Source organism: Acuticoccus sediminis (assembly GCF_003258595.1).
Lineage (GTDB): Bacteria > Pseudomonadota > Alphaproteobacteria > Rhizobiales > Amorphaceae > Acuticoccus > Acuticoccus sediminis.
Map to the genome: position 1 here is coordinate 1 of NZ_QHHQ01000035.1, position 1624 is coordinate 1624.

At 69.2% G+C, this 1624-nt stretch carries 1 protein-coding gene; it reads left to right on the forward strand.

Annotation, left to right across the window (positions count from 1 at the left end; translation table 11 throughout):
* Positions 1-224: 224 nt before the first annotated feature.
* Positions 225-1445: an IS110 family RNA-guided transposase gene (locus DLJ53_RS34545; RefSeq protein ID WP_202913532.1), complete on the forward strand. Its 1221-nt coding sequence runs from the start codon at positions 225-227 to the stop codon at positions 1443-1445.
* Positions 1446-1624: the final 179 nt, after the last annotated feature.

The following is a 1624-nucleotide window of genomic DNA, read 5'->3' on the forward strand; positions in this document are numbered from 1 at the left end:
ACTTCGCTGGCGGCGTATGCTGCGAGCATCCGGGACAGAGGCTCCGGGAGCACGAAGGTGCGGGCAGGCCGATGTATTCGATGAGCTTCGAGCTCGCGTTAGTAGGTGGCCGCCTCTGCGACTCGCCCGGTTGCGCTGCGCGCGCGGATCCGTAGGTGTCGTGTCGCCCCGCCGCTCCCGTCATGGCAATCGGCAGGGAGGCGCGGATGAGACGCGTGATCGGCATCGACATCCACCGGACCTTCGGGGAGGTGGTGATCTGGGAGAAGGGCGTCCTGCGCCATGCGGGACGGGTCGACATGACCCGGACGGCGCTGGAAGGGCTCGGCAGGGCTCTCGAGGCCACCGACGAGGTGGTGATCGAGGCGACCGGCAACAGCATGGCGGTGTCGCGCGTGCTGTCGCCCTTCGTGGCGCGGGTCGTGATCGCCAATCCTCTGCAGGTGAAGGCCATTGCGCATGCCCATGTGAAGACCGACAAGGTCGATGCAGGCACGCTGGCAAATCTCTATGCCGCCGGTTACCTGCCCGAGATCTGGACGCCTGACGCGGCGACCGAGCGGCTCCGCCGGCTAGTGGCGCGGCGCTACCAGGTCGTCCGCCATCGGACGCGGGTGAAGAATGAGGTGCACGCGATCTTGGCGGCGCATCTCGTCCCGAAGTGCCCGCATGCAGACCTGTTCAACGGACGGGGGCGGGCGTGGCTGGAACGCCAGGCGGTTCCCGACGACGAGCGGCTTGCGATCGAGCGCAACATCCGCGAGCTCGACCGGCTGACGGAGGACCAGGCCGGTCTGGACCGCGAGATCGCACTCGGCGTCATGGACGACGCCTCGGTCCGGCGGCTGATGACCATCACGGGGGTCAACCTCACTGTCGTCACGGGGATCATGGCGGCGATCGGCAACATCGCGCGCTTCGACAGCCCGGGCAAGCTGGTGAGCTACTTCGGCCTGAACCCGCGCGTGCGCCAGTCAGGGCTCGGCGCCGCGCATCACGGCCGGATCAGCAAGGTGGGCCGCAGCCACGCCCGCGCCATGCTGGTCGAGGCGGCCTGGGCGGCGGCCAAGGCGCCGGGGCCGCTGCACGCCTTCTTCGTGCGCATCCGGGCGAAGCGGGGCCACCAGGTCGCAGCGGTCGCGCTGGCGCGGAAGCTGACGGTGCTCTGCTGGCATCTGCTGACGAAGGAAGAGGACTATCTCTGGGCGCGCCCGGCTCTGGTTGCCAAGAAGACGCGCGACATGGAACTCCGGGCGGGGCTGCCCCAGAAGAAGGGCAACAGGCGCGGGCCGGCCTATGCCTACAACGTCAAGGAGTTGCGGGCACAAGAGGCCAAACTCGCCCGCCAGGCGGAGCGAACCTACGAGCAGTTCGTGGCGCGCTGGAAGACGCGGCCGCCGAGGGCGCCGGCGGGTGCGCAACGCCCCGGACCACCAGCTGAATAACGCCGCAACGAGAAGAGCGCCTGCTGGCGCAAGCTTGGAACTTCGCGACGACCGGAACCTCCGGCCGCGCGCTACGCCGCAGGCTACGCGCGCGGCCTCCTCATAGGCATTGAGGGTGCGCAGACGCCTCAAACCGGCAGGGCATCCATGGGCGGCCCGGCGACGCTTGCAGCCGATGC